Source organism: Nonomuraea sp. NPDC049758 (assembly GCF_040674635.1).
Lineage (GTDB): Bacteria > Actinomycetota > Actinomycetes > Streptosporangiales > Streptosporangiaceae > Nonomuraea.
This window is the reverse complement of the sequence record NZ_JBFAMZ010000008.1, coordinates 155,230-181,107: the sequence shown is the minus strand read 5'-3', so window position 1 is coordinate 181,107 and position 25,878 is coordinate 155,230. Positions and strand designations below refer to the sequence as shown.

Annotated in this window: 19 protein-coding genes; 13 read left to right on the top strand and 6 right to left on the bottom strand. The window is 73.5% G+C overall.

Annotated features, from left to right (window positions below):
• Positions 1-111 precede the first annotated feature (111 nt).
• Positions 112-981 (top strand): SDR family NAD(P)-dependent oxidoreductase, encoded by an 870-nt coding sequence (locus tag AB0J46_RS22730; RefSeq protein WP_364335070.1) that lies wholly within the window; start codon positions 112-114, stop codon positions 979-981.
• On the opposite strand, the gene AB0J46_RS22725 is transcribed toward AB0J46_RS22730, so the two are convergent.
• A complete protein-coding gene (locus tag AB0J46_RS22725) occupies positions 974-3,919 on the bottom strand; it encodes a S8 family serine peptidase (RefSeq protein WP_364335067.1) in 2,946 nt (981 codons plus the stop codon). The two genes, AB0J46_RS22730 and AB0J46_RS22725, sit on opposite strands and share 8 nt — an antisense overlap.
• Before the next feature lie 152 nt (positions 3,920-4,071).
• Here AB0J46_RS22725 and AB0J46_RS22720 point away from each other — a divergent pair, with 152 nt between their 5' ends.
• The 5 genes from AB0J46_RS22720 to AB0J46_RS22700 all read left to right on the top strand — a co-directional run bounded on the left by AB0J46_RS22720 (position 4,072) and on the right by AB0J46_RS22700 (position 9,649).
• Positions 4,072-5,070 carry a hypothetical protein gene (locus AB0J46_RS22720; protein WP_364335065.1) on the top strand — a complete coding sequence of 333 codons (999 nt, stop codon included), beginning with the start codon at positions 4,072-4,074 and terminating at the stop codon, positions 5,068-5,070.
• Between the two features lie 137 nt (positions 5,071-5,207).
• On the top strand, positions 5,208-6,662 hold the full coding sequence (locus AB0J46_RS22715) for a serine/threonine-protein kinase (RefSeq protein ID WP_364335063.1): 1,455 nt from the start codon (positions 5,208-5,210) through the stop codon (positions 6,660-6,662).
• Between the two features lie 136 nt (positions 6,663-6,798).
• The gene (locus AB0J46_RS22710) at positions 6,799-8,208 is read left to right on the top strand and encodes an aldehyde dehydrogenase family protein (protein WP_364335062.1); all 1,410 of its coding nucleotides are present in this window, start codon (positions 6,799-6,801) and stop codon (positions 8,206-8,208) included.
• 3 nt (positions 8,209-8,211) lie between these two features.
• Complete coding sequence (locus tag AB0J46_RS22705; protein WP_364335060.1) at positions 8,212-8,655, top strand: hypothetical protein; 444 nt, start codon at positions 8,212-8,214, stop codon at positions 8,653-8,655.
• Position 8,656: 1 nt separating this feature from the next.
• Positions 8,657-9,649 carry a nitrilase-related carbon-nitrogen hydrolase gene (locus tag AB0J46_RS22700; protein WP_364335058.1) on the top strand — a complete coding sequence of 331 codons (993 nt, stop codon included), beginning with the start codon at positions 8,657-8,659 and terminating at the stop codon, positions 9,647-9,649.
• Between the two features lie 3 nt (positions 9,650-9,652).
• Here AB0J46_RS22700 and AB0J46_RS22695 read toward each other — a convergent pair whose 3' ends face one another.
• From AB0J46_RS22695 to AB0J46_RS22685, 3 genes are read right to left on the bottom strand one after another with little or no spacing between them, the layout of a single operon-like run.
• Positions 9,653-10,459, bottom strand: a complete 807-nt coding sequence (locus tag AB0J46_RS22695; RefSeq protein ID WP_364335056.1) for an ABC transporter permease subunit — start codon at positions 10,457-10,459, stop codon at positions 9,653-9,655.
• Complete coding sequence (locus AB0J46_RS22690) at positions 10,456-11,232, bottom strand: ABC transporter permease (protein WP_364335054.1); 777 nt, start codon at positions 11,230-11,232, stop codon at positions 10,456-10,458. Before AB0J46_RS22690 ends, AB0J46_RS22695 begins: the two co-directional genes overlap by 4 nt.
• The gene (locus AB0J46_RS22685) at positions 11,229-12,206 is read right to left on the bottom strand and encodes an ABC transporter substrate-binding protein (RefSeq protein ID WP_364335052.1); all 978 of its coding nucleotides are present in this window, start codon (positions 12,204-12,206) and stop codon (positions 11,229-11,231) included. The genes AB0J46_RS22690 and AB0J46_RS22685 overlap by 4 nt, the downstream gene beginning before the upstream one ends.
• A gap of 344 nt (positions 12,207-12,550) precedes the next feature.
• Here AB0J46_RS22685 and AB0J46_RS22680 point away from each other — a divergent pair, with 344 nt between their 5' ends.
• Both AB0J46_RS22680 and AB0J46_RS22675 read left to right on the top strand, forming a co-directional pair.
• Positions 12,551-13,966 (top strand): HAMP domain-containing sensor histidine kinase, encoded by a 1,416-nt coding sequence (locus AB0J46_RS22680; protein WP_364335050.1) that lies wholly within the window; start codon positions 12,551-12,553, stop codon positions 13,964-13,966.
• Between the two features lie 63 nt (positions 13,967-14,029).
• Positions 14,030-14,458 carry a CBS domain-containing protein gene (locus tag AB0J46_RS22675; protein ID WP_364335048.1) on the top strand — a complete coding sequence of 143 codons (429 nt, stop codon included), beginning with the start codon at positions 14,030-14,032 and terminating at the stop codon, positions 14,456-14,458.
• Here AB0J46_RS22675 and AB0J46_RS22670 read toward each other — a convergent pair.
• Positions 14,427-15,245 carry a glycerophosphodiester phosphodiesterase family protein gene (locus AB0J46_RS22670; protein ID WP_364335046.1) on the bottom strand — a complete coding sequence of 273 codons (819 nt, stop codon included), beginning with the start codon at positions 15,243-15,245 and terminating at the stop codon, positions 14,427-14,429. The two genes, AB0J46_RS22675 and AB0J46_RS22670, sit on opposite strands and share 32 nt — an antisense overlap.
• A gap of 347 nt (positions 15,246-15,592) precedes the next feature.
• Here AB0J46_RS22670 and AB0J46_RS22665 point away from each other — a divergent pair, with 347 nt between their 5' ends.
• Positions 15,593-21,091 carry a carboxyl transferase domain-containing protein gene (locus AB0J46_RS22665; protein WP_364335044.1) on the top strand — a complete coding sequence of 1,833 codons (5,499 nt, stop codon included), beginning with the start codon at positions 15,593-15,595 and terminating at the stop codon, positions 21,089-21,091.
• Here AB0J46_RS22665 and AB0J46_RS22660 read toward each other — a convergent pair.
• Complete coding sequence (locus AB0J46_RS22660; protein ID WP_364335042.1) at positions 21,042-21,389, bottom strand: hypothetical protein; 348 nt, start codon at positions 21,387-21,389, stop codon at positions 21,042-21,044. The genes AB0J46_RS22665 and AB0J46_RS22660 overlap by 50 nt on opposite strands.
• Positions 21,390-21,505: 116 nt before the next feature.
• Here AB0J46_RS22660 and AB0J46_RS22655 point away from each other — a divergent pair, with 116 nt between their 5' ends.
• From AB0J46_RS22655 to AB0J46_RS22640, 4 genes are all read left to right on the top strand, one after another.
• On the top strand, positions 21,506-21,964 hold the full coding sequence (locus AB0J46_RS22655) for a hypothetical protein (protein WP_364335040.1): 459 nt from the start codon (positions 21,506-21,508) through the stop codon (positions 21,962-21,964).
• Between the two features lie 157 nt (positions 21,965-22,121).
• Complete coding sequence (locus AB0J46_RS22650) at positions 22,122-22,514, top strand: hypothetical protein (RefSeq protein WP_364335038.1); 393 nt, start codon at positions 22,122-22,124, stop codon at positions 22,512-22,514.
• Positions 22,515-22,599: 85 nt separating this feature from the next.
• Positions 22,600-23,217, top strand: a complete 618-nt coding sequence (locus AB0J46_RS22645; protein WP_364335036.1) for a DUF305 domain-containing protein — start codon at positions 22,600-22,602, stop codon at positions 23,215-23,217.
• 659 nt (positions 23,218-23,876) lie between these two features.
• Positions 23,877-25,838: a glycosyl hydrolase family 8 gene (locus AB0J46_RS22640; protein ID WP_364335034.1), complete on the top strand. Its 1,962-nt coding sequence runs from the start codon at positions 23,877-23,879 to the stop codon at positions 25,836-25,838.
• The last annotated feature ends 40 nt before the right edge of the window (positions 25,839-25,878 follow it).

Here is a 25,878-nt window from a genome sequence, read left to right as displayed (position 1 = left end):
GCATACCGGACTTGAGGAACTTTCGCTACCCGAATGCCTCCGGTCGCTCCTAACCTGACCGGTGCCGGGAGCGCGCACCGGCCCGCACAAGCACTTCCCGAAGGAGCGACAATGAGCACCACCCCGAAGGTCGCCCTGGTGACCGGCGCGACGCAGGGGCTCGGGCTGGCCCTCGTCGAAGGGCTGGCCCGCCGGATGACGCCGGACGACACCGTCTACCTCACCGGGCGCGACGCCGCCCGCGTGGCCGAGGCCGCGGCGGCGATGCCGGCGACCGGCGCCCGGGTCCGCGGCGAACTGCTCGACGTGGCCGACCCGCGGGCCGCCGCCGAGCTCGCCGGCCTGCTGCGGGAGCGGCACGGCGGCGTGGACGTCGTCGCCGGCAACGCCGTCATGCGCGTCGGCCCGGACGACGACATGCGCGCCCTCATCGACGCCTACACCGAGGTGAACAACTTCGGCACCACCCGGCTCCTGCGCGCCTTCGCCCCGCTGGTCCGGGACGGCGGCAGGTTCCTGGTGGTCGGCAGCTCGCTAGGCACGCTGCACCACCTGGCCCCCGTCCTGCACGACCGCTTCGACGGGCTGACCAGCCTGGAGGAGGTGGACGCGCAGGTGGCCGCCTGGCGCGACGCGGTCAAGGACGGCAGCGCCCGCGCCCAGTCCTGGCCGGGCTTCGTCAACATCCCGTCCAAGGTCTGGCAGGTCGCCGCGGTGCGGGCGCTGGCGGGACAACGGCGGGAGGAGGACGCCCGCCGCGGGATCCTGCTGGCCGCCGTCTGCCCAGGGATGATCAACACGCCGACGTCCGGCCTGTGGTGGGACGTCAGCGGCGCGCCTTCGCCGGAGCAGGCCGCCGTCCCGCTGCTCGACCTGGCCCTCGGCCCGGTGGACCCCGGCCACTACGGGGAACTCGTCCGGTTCGGACGGGTTCTCCCGTGGCGGCCGGAGTGGCGGCCGGAGCGGCGGGCGGCTAGTTGATCGTGACGATCGTCCCGGCGCCGTTGGGGTACTCGACGTAGCCGGTGTTGACGCGCTGCGTCGCGCCCGTCCAGGACGCGGTCAGCGTGAACGGCGTGCCGGCGGTCACCTTCGGGCGGGCCGGCGTCACGGTGAGCGCGCCGCGCGCGTGGCCCGCCTCCACGATGTCGGCCTGGGTGGTGAACGCCGTGGACGTCGTCCCCGGCAGGTCACCGAGGCTGAGCACGATCAGGGTGTACCTGCCGGGCCGCGGGCGGGACAGCACGGCGCGGTGGTCGCCGTCCGGGCTGGACAGCCATGTCTCGAACTCGCGCCCGCCGGCGCCCTCGTAGACGAGCAGGCCGCCCACCTGGGCCTCCGGGTTCACCGCCTTGATACGGAACGCGGCGGCCCTGGCGCCCTCGGGCACCGTGATCGGGATCTCGCGGCCCCACACCTCGTCCTGGCCGACCGTGCCGGGCGTCTCCGCCCCCGAGACCGGCCCGTACGGGGTGACCTGGAACTTCTTCAGCCCCGGCGTCACCTCGAAGGAGAGCGAGCCGGCCGCGCCCGCGCCGCGCACCTCGGCGGGCGCCCTGGCGCTCAGCGGCGTGGCCACGATCGCGCTGCGCACGCTGAGGCCCGCCCCGGTCCAGGTGAGCCGGCCGGTGGCGGTCTCGCCGGTGGCCTCGGGCAGCGTCTCCAGCGTGACGGTGAACTCCCTGGTCTGGCCGGCCTCCTTGAACACCAGCGTGGACGGCTTGACCTTCGCCCTGAACCCGGGCACCTCGATCGAGGCGTGGTAGGCGCCCGGCGTGAGCGCCGTCACCCGGCGGGTGACCGTGCGCGAGCCGAACAGCTCGGCCACCGCGATCGTCGGGTAGTTCAGGTCGGAGGCGGCCAGCGGCGCCACGCCGGTGCCGGTGGCCACGCCGAGGCCCTCCAGGAACCCGTACCAGTCCTTCGGCCCGGCGTCGTAGACGAGACCGGGGGTGAACATGCGGGACGGGTCCACGTGCCCGGCGCCCTGGGCGAAGACGTCCGGGGTCCTGGTGTCGTAGGCGGTGGTCATCATGGCCGACTTGATCGCCATCGGCGACAGCTGAGGATGCCGGCCGAGGTAGAGGGCGGCCAGGCCGGCGACGTGCGGGGTGGCCATCGAGGTGCCGGAGTAGAAGTCGAAGTCCTTGCCGTCGTTGCCGGGCGGCGCCACGGCGGCCAGGATCGCCGCGCCGGGGGCGGTGACGTCCGGCTTGAGCAGGTCGCCCTTGGCGGACAGGGCGGGGCCGCGCGAGGAGAAGCTGGTCACCTCGGGGTAGGCCACGCCGTCGGAGGGGGCGGGGAGCAGGGTGGCCGTCGCGCCCGGCGTGGCCGCGTACGCCGCGATCCTCCCGGCGTCGGGCGCGTCCACGTGCACGGTCGGCACGGCGTGCAGGTCGGCGTCGGTGGACTGGGGGGCCGGGTTGCCCAGCACCATGCCCACGCCGCCGGCCCGCCTGACCTCGGCCGACTTCTCCACGCGGGCCGTCGTCCCGCGCGTGCAGTAGACGATCTTCCCGGCGGCCTTGGCCGGGTCGAGCGAGCCGGCCGCGCACACCTCGGCGTCGGCGTCGGCCGCCTGGCCGGCCTTCACCGACACGGCGGTGGCCAGCGGCACGGGGCCGAGCGGCGCGACGACCGAGGTGCTGATGCCCCGGTAGGCGGCGCCGTCGCCGAGCCGGACCTCGCCCCGGCGGGGCGCGATCGTGCCGGCGGCGACGGTCGTCGTCCAGGGCGCGGTGTTGTCCAGCGTGGAGGCGTCGGGGCCGGAGTTGCCGCCGGCGGTCGCGACGAAGACGCCGGCCTGGGCGGCGGCCAGGAAGGCGAGCTGGATCGGGTCGTCGGCGGACGACTCCGACATCGCGCTGCCGATCGAGTAGTTGATCACGTCCACGCCGTCGGCCACCGCCTGGTCGATGGCCGCGATGAGGTCGGAGCTGAAGCCGCCCGTCGTGCCGCCGTCCTTGCCCTGCCACAGCGCCTTGTAGACGGCGATCGCCGCGCCCGGCGCGACGCCGGAGACCGTGCCGAAGTCGATGCCGTTCGCGGCGGCCGGGACGCCGTGGTCGCCCGCCGCGGTCCCGGCGGTGTGCGAGCCGTGGCCCTGGGCGTCGCGCGGCGAGGCGAAGTCGTCGCGCTGCTGCGGCGGGGTCTGCCGCAGCCACTGCTCGCCGAAGTAGCGGGCGCTGACCAGCTTGCCGTTGCACAGGTCGGCGGTGAAGCGCTCGCCGGTCTGGCAGAGACCGGTGAACGTGGAGCCGTCGGCCTTCTGCATGACCGTGGCCCCGTCCTTGAGATAGGGGCGGTACGGGTCGGCGCCGGCGGGCGGCTCGGTGCCGAGGGCGGGGCCGGCGAAGGACGGGTTCTCCGGCCAGATGCCGGTGTCGACGACGCCGACGACCACGCCCTTGCCCGCCTTGCCCGTGCCGCCGAGGGCGGCCCACAGGCCGCGGTCGCCGGACAGGCGCAGGAAGTCGGTGGAGTTCCGGTCGTCCAGGGCCTTGTGCAGGACGTCCGGGGTGACCGAGAGCACGCCCCGGGTGGCGTGCAGGCGCAGGGCCTGGGCGGGGGTGAGGTCGGCGGTGAAGCTGTTGGAGGCCACCACGTGGTGGGCCGTGGCGGACGCGCCGACGCTGCGGGCCACCTCGTCCTGCCGGGCGGTCAGGCGGTCGCGGTAGCGCCTGGCGTGGGGGCTGGTGGTGTCCACCTTCCTGCCCTTGCCGCCCTTGGTGGGGGCGATGCCGGTGACGCCGCCGTCGTAGGTGGCCAGAGGCGACTCGGTCAGGGTGACGATGTAGGGGGAGGGGGCGGCGGGCGGCGTGGCTGCCGCCGCGGGCCCGGCCACGGCCGGGACGGCGGCGGTGACCGTCAGCGCGGCGGCCAGTGCCAGTGCGCGGTGAACGCGGGTGTTGCGGGACATTGCTCCTCAAGGGGGACGAGCCTGGTCACCCGTCCGGGGAGGATCACCGGAGGGCCGCCTTGGAGTCAAGCGTCCAGTGGAGATCAGTGTCGAGATATAGTGCTGACATTTTCGGCCACGTGACCAAAAACGACATTTTCGGAAGGTGCTTTGTGGCGGACGGCTCTGTGCTCGGCGCGGTGGGCCTGTCGGACTTCGACGAGCGGCTCTACCGGCTGCTGCTGCGCGGGCCCGGCCTGCGCACGGCCGAGGCCGCGGCCGCGCTGGAGACCGGCCCCGCCCGGGTGCGCGCCGGGCTGGCCCGCCTGGCCGACGCCGGGCTGCTGCGACGCGCCGGACCCGGCCGGTACGAGGCCGTGCCGCCGCAGGCGGCGATCGAGTGGCTGGTGGACCGCCGGCGCCTGGAGACCGAGGCGCGGCTCGCGGCGGTCCGGACGGTCGTGTCGGACTTCGCCCAGCTCTACCACTCCGGCCGGATGGGCTCCGGGCCCGCCGGGGTGGTGGAGGTGCTGGCCGGTGAGGAGGCCGTCAAGCGGGTGATCACCGAGTTGCAGCGGACGGTCGGCGTGGAGCTGCTCGGCTTCGACCGTCCGCCGTACGTGGGCCGCCCCGACGACTCCCACGACACCAACGAGTCGGAGCTGGAGGGCACCCGGCAGCTGCTGGCGCGCGGCGTGGACATCCGGGTGGTCTACTGCGCCGAGTCCCTGGACCGGCCCGGCCGCCTGGAGACGCTGATCCGGCTGGCCGAGGAAGGCGAGCGGTCCCGGTTCGTCGCGCACCTGCCGTTCAAGCTGCGCATCGCCGACCGCAGGATCGGCCTGTTCCCGCTGGTGGACGGCGTCTACGACAATATCGCCCTGTTGCATCCCTCGCGGCTGCTGGACGCCCTGGTCGAGCTGTTCGACGTCTACTGGGAGCGCGGCCGGCCGCTGGCCGGGCTGCCGCAGGCGGCGCAGGAACGCCCGGCGGAGGCGGACCTGCTCGTCCTGCGCCTGCTCAACGCCGGGCTCAAGGACGAGGCCATCGGCCGCCACCTCGGCGTCAGCCCCAGGACGGCCACCCGCAAGATCGCCGCCGTGGTGGAGAGCCTCGGCGTGACCAGCCGCTTCCAGGCGGGCGCGGAGGCGGCCGCCCGCGGCTGGCTCTGATTCCATACCGCCGCACTTCGCTCGATCTTCGCTTACTGTGCATCTCGGGGGGTGCGCTGCGGGAGAATGTTCCTCGCCGCGCGCCGGTGCACGGCCAGCGGGGGAACAACGGGGGAACACGGAGGATGACGTCGAGGATGAGTGCTCAGACGCAGGAGCATCTCGGCCCTTACCGGGTGATCAGGAAGATCGGCGAGGGTGGCATGGGGGTCGCCCACCTCGGTCTCGACGGCGCGGGCCGCCAGGTCGCGATCAAGGTGCTGCATCCGCACGTCGCCGCCGACCTCAAGGCGCGCGACCGCCTGGTGCGCGAGGTGGAGACCATGCGCCGGGTGCGCAGCCGGTACGTCGCCGAGGTCGTCGACGCCGAGTTCGACGCCCATCGGCCCTACGTCGTGACGCGCTTCGCCGACGGGCGCACGCTGGAGCAGGCCGTCCTCACCGACGGCCCCTTGGAGGCCCACGCGGTCGTCAGGCTCGCGCAGGGGCTGTGCCAGGCGCTGGTCGACATCCACGCGGCCGGCGTGATCCACCGTGACCTCAAACCGGCCAACGTCATGCTGGTCGGCGGCGAACCGCTGGTCATCGACTTCGGCATCGCCCACCTGGTCGACGCGGCCCGGCTGACGCAGTCGGGCATGTTCGTCGGCACGCCCGGCTACCTGGCGCCGGAGATCATCCGGGCCTCGCAGGTCACCCCGGCGGCCGACGTGCACGCGCTGGCCTCGACGGTGTTCTTCGCCGCCACGGGGCTGCCGCCGTTCGGCACCGGGTCGTTCGAGGCCGTCTGCTTCAACACCATGGAGGGACGGGCGCGGCTCGACGAGGCGCCCGCGTGGCTGCGCGGCTGGCTGGCCGGCGCGCTGCGCGTCGATCCGGCGGCCCGGCCCGTCGCCCGGGAGCTGCTGCGGCAGGCCGGGGCGCTCGACCCCGGCGGCCGCCCGCTCGCGCCCGAACGGCCCGGCGCCAGCACGCTCACCATGGACGCCGTCTCCGCCCTGCTGCCGCCGGTGGAGTACGCGCCGCGCGGCCACCACGAGCAGCCGGCGCCGCCCGCCCCCACCGTCCACGCGGACCGGCAGTGGGAACGCCCGCGGCCCGCCCCGGCGCCCACCGCCCCCGCCGAGCCGTTCGACCTGCGGCGGTTCGTGACCAGCAGCGCGTTCGTCGGCGTGCTGGCGCTGGTGACGCTGTCGGCCACGACCGTCGTCACGCCGGTCGTCGGCGGCCTGCTGGCGGTGGCGCTCTCGCTGGCGCTGCGCGTCGCCGACCACTTCCTGTCCGAGGAGCGGCCGACGCCGGCCCGCGCCGCGCTCGTGGCCATGGGCAACCTGCTCCTGTCGCTGGCCTGCGGCCTGGGCGTGGCCGGTCTGCTGGAGGCGGCCGGATCGAGCACCAGCCACGCCGAGGCCCTGGCCGCCGGCGCGTTCACGCTGGGGCTGTTCGTGCTGCCCGGCGCGGCGCCCGCGCGGCGCAGGGCCGCGCGCGTGCTGGCCCGCCTCCTGCCCGGCCGCAGCGCGACCGTGGTGACGGTGGCCGTCATGGGGCCGATCGCGCTGCTGGCCACGATCGCGGCGCTGCTCCAGGGCTGACCGGCCCGAAGAGCGCGCCGCCCCCGTCGCCGGCGGTCCACACCTCGCGCACCCGCGGCGGCTCCCCGGCATCGAAGATCATTCGGGGTGCGTACGGCTGGACACTGCGACGGTCAACGTGTTCAGAATGGGCCTCGTGACGCCTTCGACCGGGCACGTCGTCAGGAACCCGCTCACCGGGCGCCCCGAGCGGCCGCTCGCGCCCGTCGGTCCCGACCGGCTGGCGGAGATCGCGGCCGGGCTGCGCGCGATGGCCCCCGCCTGGCGGGCCCCCGACCGGGCCGCCGACCGGGGCGAGGTGCTGGCCGCGTTCGGCCGGGCGCTGGCGGCCGACGACGAGCTGCTGGCCGCGCTGGTGGCCGACACGGGCCGGGAGGCCGAGTCCAGGCTGGAACGGCAGCTCACCGCCGGGCTCGCCGAACGCTGGGCGCGCCAGGCCCCCGCCCTGCTCGCGCCCCCGCCCGAACGGCCGGCCGCGCTGCCGGGGATCGCCGTGGGCGGCGACGCGGTGCCCTACGAGCTGGCCGGGGTGATCAGCCCCTGGAACTTCCCGCTGCTGCTCGCCCTGATCGACGCGGTGCCCGCGCTGGCGGCCGGCTGCGCGGTGCTGGTCAAGCCGAGCGAGGTGACGCCGCGCTTCATCGAGCCGCTGATGCGGCTGGTCCCCGCCGAACTGCCGCTGCGGCTGGTCGAGGGAGCCGCCGAGACCGGCGAACGGCTCGTCGGCCTGGTGGACACCGTGGTGTTCACCGGCAGCGTGCCGACCGGCCGCCGGGTGGCCGAGGCCGCGGCGCGCGCGTTCGTCCCCGCCCACCTGGAGCTGGGCGGCAAGGATCCGGCGATCGTGCTGGCGGGCGCCGACCTGGAACGGGCGGCCGAGGCCGTCCTGTGGGGCGGCACGGCCAACGCCGGGCAGTCCTGCCAGTCCGTCGAACGCGTCTACGTCGAGCGCGGCGCGTACGACACGTTCCTCGGCCTGCTCGCCGACAAGGCCGCGCGGACCCGGCTGACCTGCGAGGGCGGCCCCATCGGGCCGATCATCGACCCCGCGCAGGCCGGCGTCATCGCGGCCCACCTGGCCGACGCCGCCGCCAAGGGCGCGCTGACCCACACCGGCGGCGCGATCGAGCGGCACGGCGGCGGGTTGTGGTGCCGTCCCACCGTGCTGTCGCGGGTGCGGCACGACATGCTGGTCATGACGGAGGAGACGTTCGGGCCGGTGCTGCCGGTCATGGCCGTGTCCGGGGCGGAGGAGGCGGTGGAGCTGGCCAACGACAGCGCGTACGGGCTGTCGGCCGCCGTGTTCGCCGCCACCGAGAAAGCGGCGCTGGCCGTCGCGGCCCGGCTGAACGCCGGCGCGGTCAGCGTCAACGACGCCGCGCTGACCGCGCTCGTCCACGAGGGGGAGAAGAACTCCTTCGGCCTGTCGGGGCTCGGCGGCTCGCGCATGGGCGCCGCCTCGATCGGCCGGTTCCTGCGCCGCAGGGCGTACCTGATCAACCGGTCCGGGGCCGCCGACCCGTGGTGGCACCCGAGGGAGGGATAGAGCATGGGACTGCGTGCCGAGATGCCGCTGCTGGCCCGTCACGAGGGCGAGTGGGCCGGCGAGTACGTGCACGTCGACAAGGACGGCGCCGTGATCGACCGCCACCACGTCGAGATGACCTGCGCGATCGTCGACGACACCGGCTACCACCAGACCAACCGCTACCGCTGGGACGACGGCCGCACCGAGGTGCACGAGTTCCCCGGCACGTACCTGGGCGGCGGCCGGTGCGCGTTCGACACCGACCGGCTGACCGGCCAGTTCTGGGAGCTCGACGACAGCACCATCTACCTGACCTGGCGCTTCAAGGCCGAAGGCGACGACCTGCGGCTGTTCGAGCTCATCGTGCTGAGCCCGGACGGCGACTCGCGCAGCCGCACCTGGCAGTGGATCAGGAACGGCGAGTGCGTCCGGCGCACGCTGATCGACGAGCGCAGGACCGCCTGACATGACCGCCTGCACCGCCCTGGCGCTGCAGATCGCGGCCAGGGCCGTCACCGACCGCGCCGACCTGGCCGCCGCCGTCGGGCGCGTGGCGGAGCGCGTGGGCGGCAGCAAGGCGTGGCTCGGCCCCGCCCTGCGGCTGGTGGTGCTGCCGGAGTACGTCCTGACCGGCTTCCCCGCCGGGCAGGGCCCGGCCGAGTGGCGCGAGAAGGCCGCCCTCGACGTGGACGGGCCCGAGTACCGGGCGCTGGCCGCGATCGCCGCCGCCGACGACGTGTTCCTGTGCGTCAACGCCTACGAGCGCGACGAGCACTTCCCCGGCCTGTACTTCCAGGCGTGCGTGATCCTCTCCCCGGCGGGGGAGGCGGTGCTGCGCTACCGGCGGCTGCACTCGCTGTTCACCCCCACGCCGTACGACGTGTGGGAACGCTACCTCGACCGGTACGGTCTCGACGGCGTGCTGCCGGTCGCGCGCACCGAGATCGGCAACCTGGCCGCGCTCGCCTCGGAGGAGATCCTGGTGCCCGAGCTGGCCAGGGCGCTGGCGCTGCGCGGCGCGGAGGTGTTCTGCAACCCGACCTCCGAGGCGTACTCGCCCGTCCTGACGCCCAAGGCCGTCGCCCGCCGCGCCCGCGCGCTGGAGAACCTGGCCTTCGTCGTCTCGGCCAACACCGCCGGGCTGTCCGGCATCGCGATCCCGGGCGACTCGGTCAACGGGGGCTCGGAGGTGATCGACCACGAGGGCCGCGCGCTGGCCCAGGCCGGGCCGGGGGAGACGCTGGTCGCCGCCGCCGAGCTGGACCTGGCCGCGCTGCGCCGCGCCCGCCGCCGGCCCGGCATGGCGAACCTGCCCAGCCGGGTCAAGACCGGGCTGTGGGCGCGAGAGTACGCCGCGCACGACGTCGAACGGCCCGCCGACCTGGACACCGCCCCGGACCGCGGCTTCCACGTCGCCCGGCAGCGCGAGGTCATCGAACGCCTGCACGGCGGGGGCTGAGCGTCAGGCGCGGGCGTAGCGGCGCAGCAGCCCGCGCTCGGCCGCCAGGAAGATCGAGTTGAGCGCCACGCCGAGCACGCCCAGCAGCACGATGCCGGCCCACATGGCCGGGATGTCGAACTGGCTCTGCGCCTCCAGCAGGCGGTGGCCGATGCCCTCGCTGCTGCCGTACAGCTCGGAGATCACCATCATGATCAGCGCCAGCGACACGCTGAGCCGCAGCCCGGCCAGGATCTTCGGCGCGGCCGCGGGCAGGACGACGTGGAACAGGCGGGTGGCAGCCGACAGGCGGAAGACCCGGCCGGTGTCGAGGTAGCCGCGGTCGACGTGGCGGCCGCCGTCCATCGAGTTGATCAGTACGGGCCACACGACCCCGTACACGATCGAGGCGAGCTGCATCGGGGTGCCGATCTTGAACAGCAGCAGGAACACCGGCAGCAGCGCCGCGGGCGGCACCGAGCGGCCGAGGTGCAGCAGCGGCTCGGCCAGCGCCGCCAGCCACTCCAGGCGGCCCAGGGCCAGGCCCAGCGCCACCCCCGCCAGCGCGGCCAGCGCCCAGCCCGCCACCAGCCGCCCCAGGCTGGGCAGCAGGTCGGCGACCGCCTCGTCGGTCAGGAACAGCCGGCCCGGCGAGCCGGAGAACCACATCTCGCGCAGCCGCGCCAGGATCGTGCTGGGCGGCGGGAAGTAGACAGCCGCCGCCTGCCGGGCGACCAGCTCCCACGACACCGCCACCACGGGCAGCAGCCAGTGGCGGCGCGCCCACCGCCAGACGGTCGCCACGGCCCCGCCCGGCCCCGGCCGGGTCACGCCGCGACCTGCGCGCGGGCGTGGTGCCAGCGGAACAGCCGCCGCTCGGCCGTGGTGACCAGCAGGTTGGCCGCCAGCCCGAGCAGCCCCGCCCACAGCGTGCCGGCCAGCACCCGGTCGACGTGGTTGGCGCTGCCCGCCTGGAGCAGGAACGTGCCGATGCCGTCGCCGCCCGCGATGAGCTCCACGCTGACGGCGACGATGAGGGTGACCCCGACGGAGATGCGCACGCCGGTGGCGACGAACGGCGCGGCGCTCGGCAGCGAGACCCGCAGCACGACCGCCAGCGGGCCGAAGCCGAAGCTGCGCAGCGTCTCCTTGGCCTGCGGGTCGACGTCGGACAGGCCGTACATGGTGTTGACGAGCAGCGGCCAGCAGCAGGTGTAGACGATCAGCGAGGTCTTGGCGTCGGCGCTGTCGGGGAACAGGAAAATGGCCAGCGGGATCAGCGACACCGACGGGATCGGCCGCAGGAACTCCACCAGCGGCCGCGCCGAGCGTTCCACCACCGGCACCGTGCCGAGCAGCAGCCCGGCCGGCACCGCCACCGCGATCGCGATCAGCAGGCCCGCCGCGCACGCGCCCAGCGTGGCCAGCACCTGCGCGTGGAAGGCGCCGTCGGCCGCCAGCCCCGCCGCGGCGGCCAGGACGTCGGAGGCGTACGGCAGCACCCCGGGGTCGATCAGCCCGGCCCGGCCCGCGGCCTCGGTCAGGACCAGCGCCCCGGCGACCCCCGCCGCCCCGAGGACCAGCCGCCCGCCCCGCGTGATCATTCCAGGCCGGTCGCGATCTGCGTGCCGACGTCGGGCTTGCTCTTCAGGTAGCCGTAGCCGACGAGCAGGTCGGCCAGCTTCTGGAAGCCCTCCCGGGGCGGCTCCATCGAGAAGACGCCGAGCTTCATGGCCGCCGCGCTCGCCGCGTCGATCTGCGTGTACGTCGGGATGACCTCGTCGATCGCCTTGCGGTCGGCGGCGGCGACGGCCTGGGCCTTGGCCAGGGCGCGGTGGAAGGCGGCGGCGGTGCGGGGGTTGGCGGCCAGCCAGGACTCCGACACGCCCCAGCCGTCGATCGGGATGCCCGCGGTCGGGCCCGACATGGTGTCGATCACCTCGGTGCCGCCCGCCTTCTTGGCGGCGGTCAGGAACGGCTCGACCAGCCAGGCGGCGTCGACCTTGCCCGAGGCCAGCGCGCCGAGCTGCTCGTTGAACGGCATCGCCACGTACTTGACGGCGTCGGGGGCGAGCCCGGCCTGCTGGAGGTGGGCGTTGGTGACCGTCTGGCCCAGCGCCTTCAGCACGTTGACCGCGACCGTCTTTCCCTTGAGGTCGGCGGCGGATTTGACCGGCGATCCCTTGGGCACGACGACGCCCGCGATTCCGGGCGCCGACTCCTGGCTGTGCTGGAACAGTTTGAGCTTGGCCGCGCCGGAATCGTTGATGGACAGCAGCGAGACGTAGGAGGTCAGGAACGCGTCCATGCTGCCGTTGAGTATTTTCGGCATGACGGCCTGAGGGGCCTGGATGATCTCGGTCTTGACCGTCAGGCCCTCGGCCTTGAAGAAACCGCGTTTCTCGGCGATGAACAGCGGCGCCGCCGACGGCACCGGCACCACGCCGACGAGGAGCTGTGTCTTCTCCAGCCCGCCGGAACTTCCGGAGCCGCTGGTGGGGGTGGGGGCCGCGCCGCCGCCGCAGGCCGCGAGGCCCGCGACGAGGGCCAGCGCCGCGGCGGCGTGTGCGATCTTCACGATGCTCTCTCCTGACTGGCCCGCGCGATTCCTGGCCGGGCAAGGGGAGAATCGCGGCGCGCGCACGGCCGGACGCGGGCCCGAATCGCCCGAACCCCCGACCCATTCGGCGCCACCGGAAAGCCCCGCTGCCACGAATGGCGATCGTACAGCAGGAGTCGCGGCCACCGCCATGAAACAAACCGGGCATTTGTATTGATGGCCCTGACGGTTGGTATAAGTCACGGTAAATCGGTTATTCGCGTATATCTCTGGCTATTGTGGGAGCAATTGCTGAACTGCGTATCGCCGCCGACGGGGTCATTGCCGCTCCTTGGGCGTGCCATGAGAGCCGGGTTGAGAGCATGTGGGCGGCAGGAGTCCCGGGCGAGACCGGTGAGGGGGTGGGGGCCCTGCGGCCGCTTCGGCTCTCGGTCCAGGCGCGTCTCATCCTGGCGACCGCCGTGTTGTCGCTCATCGTCTGCGCGGCGATCGGCGTCGCCCTCGACCTGCTGATCCGCGACAGGATGCGGCAGGACGTCTTCGCCGACACCCAGCGGGCCACCACCGAGTGGATCGGCTCGATGGGCACCACCTTCCCGCCCCCGGTCACCACGTCGTACGTCGACCTCATCCAGCTCGTGGACGCCCGCGGCCACGTGGTCGCGGCCAACCGCGCCGCGCGGGGCAGGCCGCCCGTCAGCACGCTGTGGCCGCCCTCCGACGACCGCATCCGGCACGGCGTCGCCTGCCGGGGGGACGAGTGCCTGATGTTCACCGCCACCCGGCCCTCGCCGCAGGAGGAGCGGCTGCTGTGGCATGGCGCGTCCCACGTCGTCTACGCCGCGCGGGTGGAGCCGCCGCTGCTGTCCACCCACCGCCTGGAGCTGATCATCGTGGCCGGGGGCCTGGCCGTCAGCGCGTTGCTGACCTGGATCGCCGCGTTCCTCATCGGGCGCACGCTGCGGCCGGTCGAGGCGATGCGGGCCAGGATGGCCGAGATCACCGTCACCGACCTGAGCAAGCGGGTGCCCGAGCCGCCCGGCGGCGACGCGGTCGCCGAGCTCGCGCGCACCGCCAACAGGACGCTGGCCCGCCTGGAGGAGGCGGTCGAGCAGCAGCGCAACTTCTCCTCCATGGTCTCCCACGAGCTGCGCACGCCGCTGACCGGCCTGCGTGCCCGGCTGGAGGAGGCGCTGACCTACCCCGACGTGGACCCCCGCGCCGCCCTGAGCGACGCCCTGTCCACCGCCGACCGGTTTCAGGCGATCATCGAGGAGATGTTGCTGCTGGCCCGCGTCCGCACGGCCTCCCCGCGCGACCGGGAGCCGGTGCGGCTCGGCGAGCTGGTCCGCGAGGAGGTCGCGAGCCGGCGGGCGGGGCTGCTGATCCGCGTGCATGTCGAGGAGGACCTCCAGGTGCGCGGAAACCGCGTCCAGCTCGGCGAGGTGCTGACGAACCTGCTGGTCAACGCCCAGCGGCACACCCGCACGGTGGTCGAGGTCCGGGTGGAGCGCCGCGACGGGCAGGCGGTGGTCACGGTCCGCGACGACGGCGCGGGCGTCGCGCCCGACGACCGCGAGCGGGTGTTCGACCCCTTCGTCCGCCTGTCGGAGGGACGCCGGCGCGACCCCGGGGGCAGCGGACTCGGCCTGGCCATCTCCCGCGCCATCGCCCGCGCCCACCAGGGCGACCTGGAGATCGAGGACACCCCGGACGGCCCCTGCTTCGCCCTGCGCCTCCCGCTGCCCGCCCCCGGCCCGGACGCCCAGCCGCGCTAGCGACCGGTTTCGGCCGCCGGGCGGCGGGCAGTCGGGCGGGCCCCCGAGACGAGGAGGGACATCGTGCCGACCGCACGAGAGATCATGACCCCGCACGCCGAGTGCGTGAGCGCCGAGGAGTCCGTGCTGGTGGCCGCCGAGAAGACGGCCCGCATGGACGTCGGGTCGCTGCCCGTCTGCGGCTGCGACGACCGGCTCAAGGGCATGCTCACCGACCGCGACATCGTGGTGAAGGTGCTGGCCGCGGGAAAGGACCCGGCTCAGTGCCGGGCGGGCGAGCCGGCCCAGGGCGAGGCCGTCACCATCGGCGCCGGCGACGACGCCCGCGAGATCCTGTGCACGATGGCCGGCCACCGCGTGCGGCGCCTGCCGGTCATCGACGGGCACCGGCTCGCCGGGATCGTCGCACTCGCCGAAGTCGCCAAGCCGGCCGAACCTCGCCCGCGTCCTCAGGACGCGGTCACTGGCACTTGCCCTTCAGCCACGCGCTGAACTCCGGCGTGTAGTCGGTGGCCACCCGCTTGGCCCCGCTCGCCAGCGCCGACTTCCACGCGTTCTCGTTCAGGGTCCAGGAGGGCGGCGGCTCCTCCCACTTGGTCACCTCCGGCCAGATCGGGCCGCCGGTCAGCACCTGGCTCAGGCCCGCGGCGGTCACGCGGCTCCTGAGCTCGGCGGCGATCGCGCTGTCGTGGGAGTACAGGATGATCTCCTGCGACTGGTGGTTCTCCTTGACCGGCCCGAGCACCTCGTTCCACGCCTGCGCCTTGACGGTGGCGTTCGAGCTGAGCAGCGACTGGCGGGCCTCGGGCTTGATCTCGACCAGCCCGATCATGCCGGCCGACCTCATCGCGGCCAGCCACTCGCGGAAGGTGTAGACGGTCTCGCCCTTGAACAGGCCGCGCACGATGGTCCGGCCCTTGAGCGCGGTGTCGCCGGCCGCCCACCAGATCTCGGTGATGTTCTTCTTCGTGCCCGACAGGCCCCACGTCGAGGTGTTGTGCCACATGACGGCCTTGGTGCCGTCCTTGGTGAGCTGGAGGTCGGCCTCGACGCCGGAGGCGCCCCAGCCCTTGTAACGCTTCACGGCGGTGGGGTTGTTGGGCTGGCGCACCTGGTCCCGTTCCCAGGCGTTGGCGCCGGTCGGGTAGCCGCCGTGCCCGAAGATCTGGGGGCAGGCGGGCAGTGCTGCGGGCTGGGCGGCGGGCTGGGCCGCGGACGGCGAGGTGAGCGAGGAGGCCAGCGTCAGGGCGGCGAGGGAGGCGGCGAGGGGGACGGCCAAGGCACGCACCTTTCGATCTTGTAGTTGCCCGCACTCTGCCACATTCACGGACGTTCCGTCCTGGGCAAGCGGCTCGGCGGGCGAGGGCTGCGCAGGCGTGACCCGGGTCGCCGGTACAGTCGTCGGTACCGTGACGGCTTGTGGCAGGCTGCCACGGGAACCGGCGCTCGAACCCTGTGGCGGGGCCTGTTTTTGTGGGATCTGCACAAAGCAGGAGCCCCGGCGTGCACTATGCGGACATTGGTGCACGCGGTGGTGATCGAGCACGGTAGAGACAGTGACAGGCGAGGCTCCGGGACGACCCCGGACTTCGCCTACTTGTACGGGGTACGTGGGAGGCTCAACCGGTGTTCAATCGTGTCGCCATCGTCAACCGCGGAGAGGCCGCGATGCGGCTCATCCACGCCGTCCGGGATCTTTCGGCGGAGACCGGCAAGCGGATCGAGACGATCGCGCTCTACACCGACGCCGACCGCGACGCGACCTTCGTCCGCGAGGCGGACGTCGCCTACCCGCTGGGGCCCGCCTCCGCGCGCCCGTACCTCGACCACGCCGTGCTGGAGCGGGCGCTGATCGAGACGGGGGCCGACGCCGCGTGGGTCGGCTGGGGCTTCGTCGCCGAGGACCCGGCCTTCGCCGAGCTGTGCGAGAAGATCGGCGTCACCTTCGTCGGGCCGAGCGCGGAGGCGATGCGCCGGCTCGGCGACAAGATCGGCGCCAAGCTCATCGCCGAGGAGGTCGGCGTCCCCGTCGCGCCGTGGAGCCGCGGCGAGGTGGCCACGCTCGCCGACGCCCTGCGCGCCGGCGACGAGATCGGCTACCCCCTGATGCTCAAGGCGACCGCGGGCGGCGGCGGGCGCGGCATCCGCATGGTCGCCTCGGCCGACGAGCTGGCCGACGCCTACGAGCGCACCAGCCAGGAGGCCGAGCGCGCGTTCGGCTCGGGCGTGGTCTTCCTGGAGCGTCTGGTCACCGGCGCCCGCCACGTCGAGGTGCAGGTCATCGCCGACGGCCAGGGCACCGCGTGGGCGCTGGGCGTGCGCGACTGCTCGGTGCAGCGGCGCAACCAGAAGATCATCGAGGAGTCCGCCTCCCCGGTCCTGACCGGCGACCAGGCCGACGAGCTGAAGGCGTCGGCCGCGCGGCTCGCCGTGGCCGTCGGCTACCGCGGCGCCTGCACCGTCGAGTTCCTCTACCACCCGGGCGACAAGATGTTCGCCTTCCTGGAGGTCAACACCCGGCTCCAGGTCGAGCACCCGATCACCGAGCTGACCACCGGCACCGACCTGGTCCGGCTGCAGCTGCACGTCGCCGCCGGCGGTCGCCTGGAGGGCCCCCGGCCGGCCGAGAGCGGCCACGCCGTGGAGGCCCGGCTCAACGCCGAGGACCCCGACCGCGACTTCGCCCCCGCGCCGGGCCGCATCGCCCGCCTGGTGCTGCCCGCCGGGCCCGGCATCCGCGTCGACACCGGCGTCAGCGAGGGCGACACCATCCCCGCCGACTTCGACTCGATGATCGCCAAGATCATCGCCTACGGCCGCGACCGCGAGCAGGCCCTGGCCCGCCTGCGCCGCGCGATGGCCGCCACCACCGTGATCATCGAGGGCGGCGCCACCAACAAGAGCTTCGTGCTCGACCTGCTCGACCAGCCCGAGGTGATCGACGCCGTCGCCGACACCGGCTGGATCGACCGCGTACGCGCCGAGGGCCGCCTGGTCAGCCACCGCCACTCCGCGGTCGCCCTGGCCGCCGCCGCGATCGAGGCGTACCAGGACGAGGAGGAGGTCAGCCGCAACCGGCTGCTGGCCACCGCCCACGGCGGGCGCCCGCAGGTGCAGCACGAGACCGGCCGCCCGCTCACCCTCAAGCTCCGCGGCGCCGGCTACCGGCTCACGGTGGCCAGGGCCGGGCAGCGGCGCTTCCGCGTCGGCATCTCCGACGGCGACCGCTCCCACCCGCTCGACGTCGAGATCGACCGCTTCGACGAGCACGCCGGCCGCATCACCGTCAACGGCCGCCGCTTCCGCCTGATGTCGGCCACCCACGGCCCGATCCACCTGGTCGAGGTCGACGGCGTCACCCACCGCATCAGCCGCGACGAGGGCGGCGTCGTCCGCTCGCCCGCGCCCGCGCTGGTGGTGGCGACGCCCCTGTCGGCCGGCGACGAGGTCGAGGCGGGCGCGCCGATCCTGGTGCTGGAGAGCATGAAGATGGAGACGGTGCTGCGCGCGCCGTTCCGCGCCCGCGTCCGCGAGTGCGGCGTCTCGGTCGGCAGCCAGGTCGAGGCCGGCGCGCCGCTGATGCGCCTGGAACCCCTCGCCGGCGCCGAGGCCGAGCAGGCCGCCGCCACCACGGGCGCCGCCGAGATCGACCTGCCCGCCGCCCCGCCGCGGGCCTCCGCCGCCGAACAGGCCGCGCGCGGCGTCCAGGACCTGCGCGAGCTGCTGCTCGGCTTCGACGCCGACCGCCACGAGCGCACCCGCATGTTGTCGGGCTACCTGGCCGCGCGGGCCGAGCTCGACGACCGCGTGATCGAGGGCGAGCTCGACCTGCTCACCGTCTTCGCCGACCTGTCCGAGCTGAGCCGCAACAAGCCGGGCGGCGAGCTCGACGTCGAGCCGGGCAGCCCGGTGCACAGCCCGCGCGAGTACTTCCACAGCTACCTGCAGAGCCTCGACGTCGAGCGCGCCGGCCTGCCCGAGGCGTTCCAGGCCAAGCTGCGGCGCATGCTCACGCACTACGGCGTCGAGGAGCTCGACCGCACCCCGGAGCTGGAGGCCGCGGTCTTCCGGATCTTCCTGGCCCAGCAGCGGATGACCGCCGGCGTCGCCGTCGTGTCGGAGCTGCTGCGCACCTGGCTGGCCGGCGCGCCGCCGCGCGAGTCGCTCGGCGAGCGGGCCGGGCTCGCCCTGGAGCACCTGGTCGAGGCCACGCAGGTGCGCTTCCCCGTGGTCGCCGACCTGGCCCGCGGCGTCGTGTTCCGCTGGTTCGCCCAGCCGCTGCTGCGCCGCAACCGCGCCAAGGTCTACGCCGCCGTCCGCGACGAGCTGCGCCACCTCGACCGTGACCCCGACGCGCCCGACCGCGCCGAGCGCATCCAGGCCATGGTGGCCAGCTCCGAGCCGCTCGTCCGGCTGCTCGGCCAGCGCATCGGCCGGCCGGAACGCGACCTCGCGCCCCTGCTGGAGGTCCTGACCCGCCGCTACTACGGCAACCGAGGGCTGGCGCAGGTCGCCACCCGCGACAGCGCGGGCTGCCGGTTCGTCACCGCCGAGCACACCGGGCCGCGCGGCGTGACCCGCCTGGTCACCACCGCCGTCGACATCGCCGCCCTGCCCGCCGCCATCGACGCCGTCGGCGCGCTGGCCGAGGGGGTCGGCGGGCGCGGGCTCGTCGCCGACCTCTACCTCACCTGGGACGACCAGCCCGACGCCGAGGAGATGGCCGTACGGCTCGGGCAGGTCCTGGCCGAGCGCCCGCAGATCGCGGGCGTACGGCGGATCACCACCACCGTCGTGGGCACCAGCGGCGCGGTCATGCACCACCACTTCACCTTCCGCCCCGACGGTGCGGGCTTCGCCGAGGACCGCCTGATCCGCGGCCTGCACCCGCAGATCGCCCAGCGCCTGCAACTGCACCGGCTCCAGGAGTTCGACCTCACCCGGCTGCCCTCGGTCGACGAGGAGCTCTACCTGTTCAAGGCCGTCGCCAAGAGCAACCCGGCCGACGAGCGGCTCATCGCCATGGGCCAGGTCCGCGACCTGACGCCGCTGCGCGAGGCCGACGGCCGCCTGGTCGCGCTGCCCGCCGTCGAGGACGCGCTCAACGCCGGTCTCGACGCGATCCGCAACATCCAGGCCCAGCGCCCTCAGAACAAGCGCTTCGACACCAACCGCATCATGATGTACGTCTGGCCCTCGACCGAGCTGACCACCGACGAGCTCAACATGCTGGTCCAGCGCATCCTGCCGACCACGGCGGGCGCCGGGCTGGAGGAGGTCCAGTTCGTGGCCCGCCAGCGCACCCCCTCGGGCGAGCTGAGCGAGGTCGCCGTGCGCATCACCCTCGGCCCCGGCCACGGCGCCAGCCTGCACGTCGGCAAGCCGTCCGACGAGCCGGTCCAGCCGCTCGACGACTACCGCCAGAAGGTGCTGCGCGCCGCCCGGCGCGGCAACGCCTACCCCTACGAGCTGACCGGCCTGCTCGCCGGCCCGCAGGGCCGCTTCGTCGAGCACGACCTCGACGCCGACGGCGTGCTCGTCCCGGTCGACCGGCCCAAGGGCAACAACTCCGCGGCGATCGTGGCTGGCGTGGTCACCACGCCGACCGCCCGCCACCCCGAAGGCGTCACCCGGGTGGTGCTGCTCGGCGACCCGACCAAGGCGCTGGGCGCGCTGTCGGAGCCGGAGTGCTCGCGGGTGATCGCCGCGCTCGACCTGGCCGAGCGCATGCGCGTGCCCCTGGAGTGGTTCGCGCTGTCGGCCGGCGCCCGGATCTCGATGACCTCGGGCACCGAGAACATGGACTGGGTGGCGGCGGCGCTCAAGCGCATCGTCACCTTCACCCAGGCCGGCGGCGAGATCAACATCGTGGTCGCGGGGATCACCGTGGGGGCGCAGCCGTACTGGAACGCCGAGGCGACGATGCTCATGCACACCAAGGGCATCTTGGTGATGACCCCCGACTCGGCGATGGTGCTCACCGGCAAGCAGTCCCTCGACTTCTCCGGCGGCGTGTCGGCCGAGGACAACTTCGGCATCGGCGGCTACGACCGCGTCATGGGCCCCAACGGCCAGGCCCAGTACTGGGCGCCCAACCTGCCGGCCGCCCGCGACGTGCTGATGGCCCACTACGACCACACCTACGTCGTGCCCGGCGAGAACGGCCCCCGGCGGGCCCCCACCGCCGACCCGGCCGACCGGGACGTCCGCGACTACCCGCACGCCGTGGCGGGCAGCGACTTCACCACCGTCGGCCAGATCTTCTCCGCCGAGCACAACCCCGACCGCAAGAAGCCCTTCGACATCCGCACCGTGATGCGCGCCCTGTCCGACCAGGACCACCCGGTGCTGGAACGCTGGGCGGGCATGGCCGACGCCGACACCTCGGCCGTCCAGGACGTGCACATCGGCGGCCGGCCGGTCTGCCTGATCGGCATCGAGTCACGGCCGGTGCCGCGGCGCGGCTTCCCGCCCGCCGACGGGCCCGACTCGTACACGGCCGGCACGTTGTTCCCGCGCTCGTCGAAGAAGACCGCGCGGGCGATCAACGCGGCCTCCGGCAACCGGCCGCTGGTCGTGCTGGCGAACCTGTCCGGCTTCGACGGCTCGCCCGAGTCGATGCGCAAGCTCCAGCTGGAGTACGGCGCGGAGATCGGCCGGGCGATCGTCAACTTCGACGGGCCGATCGTGTTCTGCGTCATCTCCCGCTACCACGGCGGCGCGTTCGTGGTGTTCTCCAAGGCGCTCAACCCGAACATGACCGTGCTGGCACTGGAGGGCTCGTTCGCCTCGGTGCTCGGCGGCGCTCCGGCCGCGGCGGTGGTCTTCTCCGGCGAGGTGAACAACCGCACCGCGACCGACCCGCGCGTGAGCGAGCTGCAGCGGCAGGTCGCGGCGGCCAGCGGCGCCGAGCGGGCCGCGCTCAACGCCCGCCTGGCCGAGGTCCAGCCGGCCGTACGGGCGGAGAAGCTGGGCGAGGTGGCCGCGGAGTTCGACCGGGTGCACAACATCCAGCGCGCGGTCGAGGTGGGCTCGGTCGACGCGATCATCAGCGCGGGCGAGCTGCGTCCGCGGATCATCGAGGCCATCGAACGCGGCATCGCCCGCCTGCACCAGGGCTCCTGACCGCGTCCCGCCCCCGGGCCGTCGGTTCGGGGGCGGGGGCGCCGGGCCTCACCCGCGCGGTGACGCCCAGCGCGGCGAGCTGCTCGTTCGCCGCGTCCAGCTCCATCCCCCACAGTTCGGGCATGGAGCCGAGGTAGGTGGGGGAGGGCGCGGCCGTCGCCGTCGCCGGGAGCGGCGTCCGAGGGGGAGGGGCGGCGCGGTCGCCGGCCCCCTCCAGCAGCAGGGCGGTGAACGTCCCGCTCAACGCGAGCCCCATGACGACAAACGTGGCGATCAGGCGTGCCTCCGGCCGGTTCACGCCTCCTTTGTACGCCATCGGGATCATGTCGTCGGCCTGCCCGGCGTGGCATCCTTCCTCGCTGGGGCGAAGTGGCCAGAATGGGAAGCATCTGGTCACTCAGCGTGAGGGGAACGATGCGGTCGATCACATGGGCGGCAGCGGTCGCCGTCGCGGTCGTCGCCGCGGGACCCGCCGCCATCGCTGCGGCGGCCACCGGGCCGGACGGGGACACGTCCTGGAAGAAGCTCACGTCCTTCCGCGTCTCGCCGGCGGCGCCGCACCAGAACGACGTCATCCGGCTGCTCATCCACTGCCCCACCCAGGCCAGCCACGCCGTCGTCGGGTCCACGGCGTTCCCCGTCAAGGGGTCGTGGCGGATGTTCCGCGAGGTGGGGATCGGGCTGGGCGGGTTGGGGTTCGGCAAGAAGGGCGTCGTCATCTCCCGGTACGCGCCGCCGGGCGAGCACGAGGTGCGCCTGAAATGCGTCAAGGTGACGGCCGACTGGCTGACCGGCTTCAGGAAGGTCAAGGTCATCAGCCGGTCCGAGGTCCCGCTCGTGGTACGTCCGCTCCGCCTCGGCCAGTTCTTCTGACACGCTGAGGCTCCTCGCCGCCCGGAGCGTTCCTTGTGGTTGACTTGGGGAACGGAGCCTCGGTTCAGCCAGGTACCCGTACCGGGTTCAGGTTGCTGGAGGTGGACGGCTCCCGTATCCTGCACGTTCGTAAGAGCCGGAGCGACGGGGGGGGCCGGTGGGGATCCTGCGGCGGGGTGCGCGTGCACTCCTGCTCGTCGTCCTCGCCCTCGGCGTGTGCGGGATGCACACGCTCGGCCATGTGAACGCCCGGCACGACATGGCGAACGCCCGGCCCGGCCTGGCGGTCGCTCACGAGCTGCCCGTCGCCCCCGTCGCCGCCCTGGCGGGGCTCGCGCCCGGGCATGAGATGCCGGGGCTCGATCCGGCCGGGGTGTGCCTGGCCGTCCTGACCTCGCTGCTCGTCGTGGTGCTGCTGGCCCTGTGGGTCGGGGTGCGGCGGCGGGCCGTCGGCGGCGCCGGTCCGGGCCCGGCCTTCCGCCCTGTCGCACGGCCGCCGCCGCGACCGACCTCCCTGCGGCTGGCTCGTCTCTCGATCCTGCGCATATAGGCCGGCCCTTCGCCCGGACGCCCTCGACGGCGATCCGCGCGCATCGGCCTACCCGCAGTTCCAGCGAACGAGAGAGCACATCAGCATGTCCACCAACCGCAAGTTCGGCCTCGCCGCCGCCGCAGGCGCGCTCGTCCTGCTCACCGCGTGCGGCGCGAACGACACCGCCTCCACGGCCGCGCCCGAGGCCGCGACCGCGAGCGCCACTGAGAGCGCCACCGAGAGCGCCGGCGCGCAGCCGTCGCAGCAGTCGTTCAACGACGCGGACGTCATGTTCGCCCAGATGATGATCCCGCACCACCAGCAGGCGGTCGAGATGGCCGACCTCGCTGCGCAGCGGGCGAAGGACCCCGAGATCAAGAAGCTCGCGGCCGACATCAAGGCCGCCCAGGACCCGGAGATCCAGACCATGAAGGGCTGGCTGACCGAGTGGGGCAAGCCCGTCCCGTCCGGGGGCATGGGGCATGACATGCCCGGGATCATGTCCGCCGAGGACATGAAGAAGCTCGACGGGGCCAAGGGGGCCGCCTTCGACCGGCTCTTCGCCGAGCAGATGATCGCCCATCACGAGGGAGCGATCGAGATGGCCCGTACCGAGCAGGCGAGCGGGGTGAACCCGCAGGCCAAGGAGCTGGCCAAGGCCGTCGAGAGCACGCAGCAGGCCGAGGTGGCCCAGCTCCGCAAGCTCCTCGAGCGCCTCTGACGCCACGCACCGCCCGGACGCATGCGCCGCCCGGACGCATGCGCCGTCCGGGCGGCGCCGGCCGCGTCCCGCCGGCCACGGCCGCCGCGCGAACCGTACCGGCCCGCCCGCCGTTCCTTGTGCGGCCGGGTCGTGAGCCGTACCGGCCCGCCTGCCGTTCCTTGTGCGGCCGGGTCGTGAGCCGTACCGGCCCGCCTGCCGTTCCTTGTGCGGCCGGGGCGCGAGCGGTACTGGGCCGCCCGCCGCCTCCGGTGCGGTCGGGGCGGCGGCCGTTCGGGGGTGGAGGCCGACGCCGGCGTGCATCAGGGCGGCGGGGGCGATGTCCGGAGGCAGGCTGGCCCGGCAGAGCATCGCCGAGGGGCCGGCGGACGGGCTCGGCCACCACGAGATCGCCAGCCGGCGGGGGTGGCCCGTCTTCACCGTCACCCGCGGCTCCTGAAGGCAGGTTCCGTCCAGGCGTGGGGTTTGTCTGGTTTTTGGGTGGTGTGTTCGTGTCGGGGAGGTGAACGGCGGGGTTGGTTTGAGGGGAAGGGTTGCGGATGAGGGTGTTCTTGTTTACCGTCCGCTGTGAGGGTTAGGAAACTTTCCTAACGCCTGTTCACCGATCACGGTCCACCTGCGGATGGCCCTATGGCACCCCCTATCCGAAGGATCAACGCATGATCAGACGTTCTGAGCGGCGCCCCCGGCGGTCGTCGCTGCTCGTCACGGCCCTGGTCGCGGCCCTGATGACGGCCGCGCCCCTGGCGCCGCCGGCCACCGCCGCGGCCGGTTCCAGCGCCGACACGCTCCTGTCAGGCGGCAAACCGGCCACCGCCTCCTCGGTCGAGGGCAGCGGCTTCGAGGCGGCCAAGGCGGTGGACGGCAACGCCTCCACCCGCTGGGCCAGCGTCGAGGGCCACGACCCCGAATGGATCAGGGTCGACCTCGGCGACACGTACAACGTCTCCAGGGTCAAGCTGACCTGGGAGGCGGCCTACGGCAAGTCGTACAAGATCCAGACCTCGCCGGACGGCGCCACCTGGACCGACGTCTACTCCACCACCTCCGGCAACGGCGCGACCGACGACCTGACGGTCAGCGGCAGCGGCCGGTACGTGCGCATGTACGGCACCGCCCGCGGCACGACGTACGGCTACTCGCTCTACGAGCTGGAGGTCTACGGCAGCGGCGGCGGCGGAACCGACACCACCCCGCCCACCGTCCCGGGCAACCTGCGCGCGACCGGCACCACCTCCACCAGCGTCTCCCTGGCCTGGGACGCCGCCACCGACGACGTGGGCGTCACCGGCTACCTCGTCTACCGGGGCTCGACCCTGGTGACCACCGTGGCGGGCACCACGTACACCGACACCGGCCTGACCCCCGCCACCGCCTACAGCTACACGGTCAAGGCGCGCGACGCGGCGGGCAACCAGTCGGCGGCCGGCGGTGCCGTCACGGCCACCACCCAGCCGGGCAGCGGGGGCGGTCCCGCGGTGCCCTTCGGCAGCCACACCATCCCGTACGCGGCGGGCATGCTGCGTCCCTCCGGCGACCAGGCCACGCTGGACGCGCGGGTGGTCGACTACTACAAGCGGTGGAAGGCCGCCTTCGTCCGGCAGAACTGCGGCAACGGCTGGTACGAGGTCATCTCCCCGGACGCCGACCACCCGTACGTGGCCGAGGCCCAGGGCTACGGCATGGTGATCGTCGCGACCATGGCCGGGGCCGACCCCGACGCCAAGAAGATCTTCGACGGCATGGTCAAGTGGATGCTCGCCCACCCGTCGTCCATCAACCCCGACCTGCTGGCCGCCGAGCAGGACACCGCCTGCAAGAGCGTCGACGGCAGCGACGGCGCCACCGACGGCGACATGGACGTCGCCTACGGCCTGCTCCTGGCCCACCGGCAGTGGGGCAGCGCGGGCACGTACAACTACCTCGACCTGGCGGTCAAGCACATCAACGCCATCAAGAAGGACGAGATCAACCCGTCCACGAACCTGCTCAAGCTGGGCGACTGGAGCAGCTCGGGCGACCAGTACTACTACATCACCCGCACCTCCGACTGGATGGTCGACCACTTCAGGGCCTTCAGGAAGGCGACCGGCAACAGCGCCTGGGACACGATCAGGACCGCTCACCAGAACCTGATCACCACCCTCCAGAACAACTACGCCTCGGCCACCGGCCTGCTGCCGGACTTCGTGGTCAACACCAACACCACCGCCAAGCCGGCCCCCGGCCAGGTGCTGGAGGACCCGAACGACGGCCAGTACTGGTGGAACGCCTGCCGCACCCCGTGGCGCATCGCCGACGACGCCGTGACCAGCGGCGACGCCAAGTCGCTCGCCTCGGCCAGGAAGCTCAACTCCTGGATCAGGAGCAAGACCGGCGGCGACCCCGGCAAGATCGCCATCGGCTACAAGCTGAACGGCACGCAGATCTCCAGCGGCAGCGAGGCCGCCTTCTTCGCCCCGTTCGCGGTGGCGGCGATGACGGACTCCGGCAGCCAGTCCTGGCTCGACGCGCTCTGGAACAAGATGCTCGGCACCCCGATCGACGCGAGCAGCTACTACTCGGCCAGCATCCAGCTCCAGGTCATGATCACGGTGACCGGCAACCACTGGGTGCCCTGACCGGCGGCGGAACCCGAGCCGTGCCCGCGGACGCCGTCCG